Source organism: Arhodomonas sp. KWT, from assembly GCF_010993615.1.
Genome location: NZ_WNXE01000154.1, coordinates 1 through 5,658, shown reverse-complemented (window position 1 = coordinate 5,658; position 5,658 = coordinate 1). Strand labels below are relative to the sequence as shown.

General features: G+C 70.9%; 7 protein-coding genes. 6 read left to right on the top strand and 1 reads right to left on the bottom strand.

Features of this window, described 5'->3' with window-relative positions:
• The 4 genes from zwf to G7A99_RS15480 form a co-directional block, all read left to right on the top strand.
• Positions 1-1,038: glucose-6-phosphate dehydrogenase (zwf, locus tag G7A99_RS15495; RefSeq protein ID WP_163141746.1), on the top strand; the 1,038-nt coding region annotated here is incomplete at its 5' end.
• 2 nt (positions 1,039-1,040) lie between these two features.
• The gene (gene pgl / locus G7A99_RS15490; protein ID WP_163141743.1) at positions 1,041-1,769 is read left to right on the top strand and encodes a 6-phosphogluconolactonase; all 729 of its coding nucleotides are present in this window, start codon (positions 1,041-1,043) and stop codon (positions 1,767-1,769) included.
• A complete protein-coding gene (locus tag G7A99_RS15485; protein WP_163141740.1) occupies positions 1,766-2,689 on the top strand; it encodes an SIS domain-containing protein in 924 nt (307 codons plus the stop codon). The genes pgl and G7A99_RS15485 overlap by 4 nt, the downstream gene beginning before the upstream one ends.
• Positions 2,686-3,270 carry a DJ-1/PfpI family protein gene (locus G7A99_RS15480; RefSeq protein ID WP_163141737.1) on the top strand — a complete coding sequence of 195 codons (585 nt, stop codon included), beginning with the start codon at positions 2,686-2,688 and terminating at the stop codon, positions 3,268-3,270. The genes G7A99_RS15485 and G7A99_RS15480 overlap by 4 nt, the downstream gene beginning before the upstream one ends.
• Before the next feature lie 34 nt (positions 3,271-3,304).
• Here G7A99_RS15480 and G7A99_RS15475 read toward each other — a convergent pair whose 3' ends face one another.
• Positions 3,305-4,297 (bottom strand): LysR family transcriptional regulator, encoded by a 993-nt coding sequence (locus tag G7A99_RS15475; RefSeq protein ID WP_163141734.1) that lies wholly within the window; start codon positions 4,295-4,297, stop codon positions 3,305-3,307.
• A 170-nt stretch (positions 4,298-4,467) separates the two neighbouring features.
• Here G7A99_RS15475 and G7A99_RS15470 point away from each other — a divergent pair, with 170 nt between their 5' ends.
• Positions 4,468-5,343 carry an ABC transporter permease gene (locus tag G7A99_RS15470; protein WP_163141731.1) on the top strand — a complete coding sequence of 292 codons (876 nt, stop codon included), beginning with the start codon at positions 4,468-4,470 and terminating at the stop codon, positions 5,341-5,343.
• Between the two features lie 9 nt (positions 5,344-5,352).
• A partial coding sequence (locus G7A99_RS15465) for an ABC transporter permease (protein ID WP_371807625.1) occupies positions 5,353-5,658 on the top strand: 306 nt, incomplete at its 3' end.

Genomic DNA, 5,658 nt, shown 5'->3' with positions numbered 1-5,658 from the left:
GTACTGGAGAAACCCCTCGGCCACGACCTCGCCTCCGCCACGGCGATCTCCGAGCGCATCGGCGCGATCTTCTCCGAGTCCCAGGTCTACCGCATCGACCACTACCTGGGTAAGGAGACGGTGCAGAACCTGATGGCCCTGCGCTTCGGCAACATGCTCTTCGAGCCGCTGTGGCGGCGGGAATGGATCAGCGACGTGCAGATCACCGTCGCCGAGGACGGCGGCGTGGCGGGCCGTGGTGCCTTCTACGACCGCACCGGCGCGCTGCGGGACATGGTCCAGAACCACCTGCTGCAGCTGCTGTGCATCGTCGCCATGGAGCCACCGGTCAGCCTCGACGCCGACGCCGTGCGCGACGAGAAGCTCAAGGTCCTGCGCGCGCTGGAGCCGCTGCGGGGCACGGAGGTCCAGCGCAACACCGTGCGCGGGCAGTACCGCGCCGGCGCCGTCGACGGCCAGCCGGTCCCCGGCTACCGGGAGGAGACCGGCATCCCCGCGGACAGCACCACGGAGACCTTCGTCGCCCTTCGGGCCGAGCTCGAGAGCTGGCGCTGGTCCGGCGTCCCGTTCCACCTGCGCACGGGCAAACGCCTGCAGCAGCGCCTCGCCGAGATCGTGGTGAACTTCCGCGGCGTGCCCCACAACCTGTTCGAGGGCATGGGCGCGGGCCCCCAGCCCAACCGCCTGGTGATCCGGCTCCAGCCCGACGAGGGCGTGCGCCTCTACCTCATGGCCAAGTCCCGGGGCAATCGCATGCGGCTGCGCCCGGTGTACCTGGATCTCGACTTCGCCGAGGCATTCAAGGCGCGCCAGCCTGACGCCTACGAGCGGCTGCTCATGGACGTCCTGCGCGGTTCGCTGACCCTGTTCATGCGCCGGGACGAACTCGCCGCCGCCTGGGAGTGGGTCGATCCGATCCTGCAGGCCTGGCGGGAGGCGGAGGACGAACCCAAGCCCTACACCGCCGGCACCTGGGGGCCCGCCGCCTCCAGCGCCCTGCTCGGGCGCAACGGATCGGCCTGGCGGGAGGAGTCGTGAACATGCCCTCCCGCACCGCCCCCACACCCGACGTCCGCGTTGCCGAGCACCCGGACCCCGACGCCCTCGCCGACGCGCTGGCACAGAGCGTCGCCACGAGCCTTACCGAGGCCATCGAGGCCCGGGGCCTCGCCACGCTGGTGGTCCCCGGCGGGCGCACACCGGTCGCCCTGTTCCGGGCGCTCGCCCGCATCGAGCTCCCGTGGTCGTCGGTGATGGTCACGCTCACCGACGAGCGCCGGGTACCGGCGGACGACCCCCAGAGCAACGCGCAGCTGGTACGCACGCACCTGCTCACCGGCGCGGCCCGGGCGGCACGTTTCGTGCCCCTGGCGAGCGACCCGGGCGGCGACGCCGCGCAGGCGACGCGCTCGTGCTCCAAGCGCCTCGCCGGCCTGCCCCGCCCGTACGACGTCGTGATCCTCGGCATGGGCGGCGACGGCCACACCGCCTCGCTGTTTCCCGGGCGGGTCCCCGGCGGCCCGGACGCCGACTGCGCCGCGGTGACCGCCCCCGTCGCCCCCGAGGGCCGGCTCACGCAGTCCGCAACCCGGCTCGCCGCCACCCGCCGCCTGATCGTGTACTTCACCGGCCGCGACAAGCGCGCGGTCTTCGACGACGCCCTGGCCGAGACCGGCACCGCGAAGCCGCTGCCCATCGCCGCCGTCGCCCGCCAGGCCGACTGCCCGGTGGAGCTCTACTGGGCCGACACCCGGGAAGGATCGGCATGAGCACCCCACACCCGGGCGACGGCCCCGTCACCGCACCGCGGTCCGTGCTCGCCGAGATCCGCGACGCCCTGCCGGGCCTGCGCCGCTCCGAGCGCAAGGTCGCCGAGTGTGTACTCGCCGACCCCGACGCCGTGCCCGAGGCCCCCATCGCCACGCTCGCGGCCCGTGCCGGGGTCAGCGAGCCCACCGTGGTGCGCTTCTGCCGCGCGCTGGGACACAGCGGTTTCCAGCAGTTCCGCCTGGCGCTGGCCCGGGACACGGCCGGCGGCGACGCCTGCATGATCAGCGGCATCGAGCGGGACGACAGCATCGCATCGCTGACCGCCAAGGTCATGGACCGCTCCGTCACGACCCTGCTCCAGGCCCGCCGCAGCCTCGACACCGCACGCATCGAGGCGGCCGTGGCCCTGCTCGCCGGAGCGAGCCGGATCGAGCTCTACGGCCAGGGCGCCTCCGGCATCGTCGCCGCGGACGCCCAGCACAAGCTCTTCCGCCTCGGCATTCCGGTGGTCGCCTACTCCGACCCCCACGTCCACGGCATGGCCGCGGCCATCGTCCCGGCGAACGCGGTGGTCGTGGCGATCTCGCACACCGGGCGAAGCCGTGCCATCGTGGAGAGCGTGGCCCGGGCGCGGCACAACGGCGCCGCGGTGATCGGCATCACCGCGGCGGACTCCCCCCTCGCCGCCCGGTGCAGCGTCGTGCTCGGCGCCGAGGCCGACGAGGACACCGATCTCTATACCCCCATGATGTCGCGGCTGGTCCACCTCGCCATCCTCGACGTCCTCGCCGCCGGGCTCGCCGTGGCCGGCGGCGAGGCCACCCTGGAACGGCTGCGCCGTACCAAGCGCAGCCTGACCGTGGCACGGGGCGACGGCGATACCGCAGAGCAACCCGCAGCAAGGGAGAGACTGTCATGAGCGGACGCAGAATCCTGATGATCGTCGGCGACTTCGGCGAGGACTACGAGATCATGGTGCCCTTCCAGGCGCTCCAGGCCGTGGGTCACACGGTCGACGCCGTGTGTCCGGGCAAGCGCGCCGGCGAGAGCGTGCGCACGGCGATCCACGACTTCGAGGGCGACCAGACCTACTCCGAGAAGCCCGGCCACAACTTCGCGCTCAACGCCGATTTCGATGCCGTCGACCCGGCGGACTACGACGCCCTGTGCCTCCCCGGCGGGCGGGCGCCGGAATACCTGCGCCTCGACGAACAGGTCCTCGCCGCGGTGCGCCACTTCGACGAGGCCGGCAAGCCCATCGCCGCGATCTGCCATGCCGCGCAGATCCTGGCGGCGGCGGGGGTCGGCCGCGGCCGGCGGGTCTCCGCCTACCCTGCCTGCGCGCCGGAGGTGCGCCTCGCCGGCGGCGAGTACGCGGAGATCGAGGTCACGGACGCGGTGACCGACGGCCACCTCGTCAGCGCCCCCGCCTGGCCGGCCCACCCGGCCTGGATCGCGCAGTTCCTCACCGTGTTGGGCACCCGCATCAGCCACGGGTGACGGCCCGGCCGCGGCCCCGCCCGGGCCGTGGCCATTACCCCGTCCGGGGCGGCAGCCGGCGGTTGCCCGGCAGCTCCAGCGCCCCCTGCTCGTGCACCCCGGCACGGGCGATCAGCAACTCCAGGAACAGCCGCTCGGCACGGCCGAGCCGTGAGCGCGGGTTGGTGACGACGTAGATGTCCACTGCCGGCGGATGCTCGTAGGGCGGGAGCTGCCAGAGCACGCCGTCGCGCACCTCGCGGTCGACGACGTGGATCGGCAGCGGGCCGATGCCGAGCCCCGCGACGATCATCCGCCGCACCTCCTCCAGGTTGGACGACGTCCCCACTGTGGGCCCCTGCACCGGGAGCTGTGCGCGCAGCATCGCCACCGGGCGCAGCGCGTCGGTGAGCTGGTCCGTGCGGAACGACACGAAGGTCTCGCCGCCCAGGTCCGCCAGCCGCAGCCCGCGGCGCTGGAACAGCCGGTGGTGCGGACCGCAGAAGAAACCGAAGTGCTCGCGGTAGAGGAGCTCGTAGTCCAGGCGCGGGTGCTTCTGGTGCACCAGGCAGATCCCCAGGGTCGCCTCCTTGGCGAGCACAGCCTGGGTGACGTTGCTGGACGTGCCGATCTCGATGTCCAGGGTCACGCGGGGGAAACGGGCATGGAACGCCGCCAGCGTGTCGTCCAGGGGCGGGAAGGCCACGTGGCTTGCCATGTGGATGGTGAGGTGACCGGTGAGCTCGGCACCGTCGTCGTCCAGGAGCTGGCGCAGCCGCCCGATGGAGCCGCAGATCTCCTGGCACTCCCGGTAGAGCACGCTGCCGTGCTCGGTGAGCTCGAAGCGCCCGGGACCCCGATCGATCAGGCGCTTGCCGAGCTGCTCCTCGAGCCGGCGCAGGGCATTGCTCACCGTCGGCTGACGGAACAGCAGCCGCTCCGCCGCGCGGGTGATGGAGCCCTCCTGGACGATCACCAGAAAGGTGTAGAGCAGGTTCCAGTCGAAGTTGCGCCGTAGCGGCTGTCTCGGGTCGTCGGTGCCGGTCACGCGGGCTCCTGCGGCGTCTGTCGTCCGCCCCGAACATAGCACATCGCTATGCGCTGCATTCCGATTATCTATTTGCGAAATGCCCGACCCCTTACTTAACTGAAAACAACCACCGCGGGGCGGGCGCCCACCCATACACCACAACGCCCCGCCCCACAGGAGGACGGCACATGGCGACAACGGCGACGGCGAGCGGGGACCGCCGCCCGTGGGTGCTGCTGACACCTGCGCTGACCGCGGTCACGCTGCTGCTGGCGATCCCGGCCTGCTTCATCGTGGTCTACTCGTTCTGGCTGCGCACCGGCACCGGCGCCGAGCAGGCCGGCTTCTACCTCGACAACTGGCGCGAGGTGCTCACCGATCCGTTCTACCGGGACATCCTCGGCCAGACCCTGCGTATCGCCGGCATCTCCACGCTGGTGTGCGCCCTGCTCGGCTACATCCCGGCCTACTTCATCGCCTACACGCGCTTTCGCCACCGGGCCTACCTGCTGTTGCTGCTGATGCTGCCGTTCTGGATCAGCTACATCATCCGCACGATGTCGTGGATCAGCATCCTCGGCGTCTCCGGCGCGGTGAACGCGCTGCTGCAGTGGCTCGGCATCATCGATGAACCGCTGCAGATGCTTTACAACGAGCCCAGCGTGATCCTCGGCCTGGTGCACTTCCTGCTGCCGTTCATGATCCTCAACATCTACGTCAGCCTGGACGGGATCGACCGCAGCCTCACCGACGCCGCCAAGTCCCTGGGCTGCACCGGCTGGCAGGCGTTCCGCGAGGTCACCCTGCCGCTGTCGCTGCCCGGACTCGCCGCCGGCTGCCTGCTGTGCTTCGTGCTCGGGGCGGGCACCTACATCACCCCGATGATCCTCGGCGGCCCCACCGACGCGATGTTCGCCAATCTCGTCTACGAGGCCATCATCACCCAGCTCAACTGGCCGCTGGGCTCGGCGCTGTCGCTGGTGCTGCTCGCCCTGCTCGGGGGGCTCGTGGCCATCTACACCCGCTATCTGGGCATCGACCAGATCGCGAAGAGCTTTCGATAGGGGGGCACGATGAAGGACACGGGCCTCGGCTGGTCGACGATCCGTCTCGCCACGATCGCGGTGTACCTGTTCATGTTCGCGCCGGTGGCGGTGGTGATGCTGCTGTCGTTCAACTCGAGCCAGTTCGGCAGTTTCCCCATGGAGGGCCTGTCGCTGCGCTGGTTCGTCGAGCTGTGGAACAACGACGCCATCGTTCGTGCATTCCAGACGTCACTGGTGCTCGGCGCGCTCACCAGCATGATCTCCACCACCATCGGCGTGCTCGCCTCGATGGCGATGGTGCGCTACGACTTCCCCGGCAAGCGCCTGGTCTCC

Bases quoted from the DNA above. Each gene is read 5' to 3' on its own strand.
- pgl (WP_163141743.1), top strand. From the start codon at position 1,041: ATGCCCTCCCGCACCGCCCCCACACCCGACGTCCGCGTTGCCGAGCAC.
- G7A99_RS15470 (WP_163141731.1), top strand. From the start codon at position 4,468: ATGGCGACAACGGCGACGGCGAGCGGGGACCGCCGCCCGTGGGTGCTG.
- G7A99_RS15480 (WP_163141737.1), top strand. From the start codon at position 2,686: ATGAGCGGACGCAGAATCCTGATGATCGTCGGCGACTTCGGCGAGGAC.
- G7A99_RS15485 (WP_163141740.1), top strand. From the start codon at position 1,766: ATGAGCACCCCACACCCGGGCGACGGCCCCGTCACCGCACCGCGGTCC.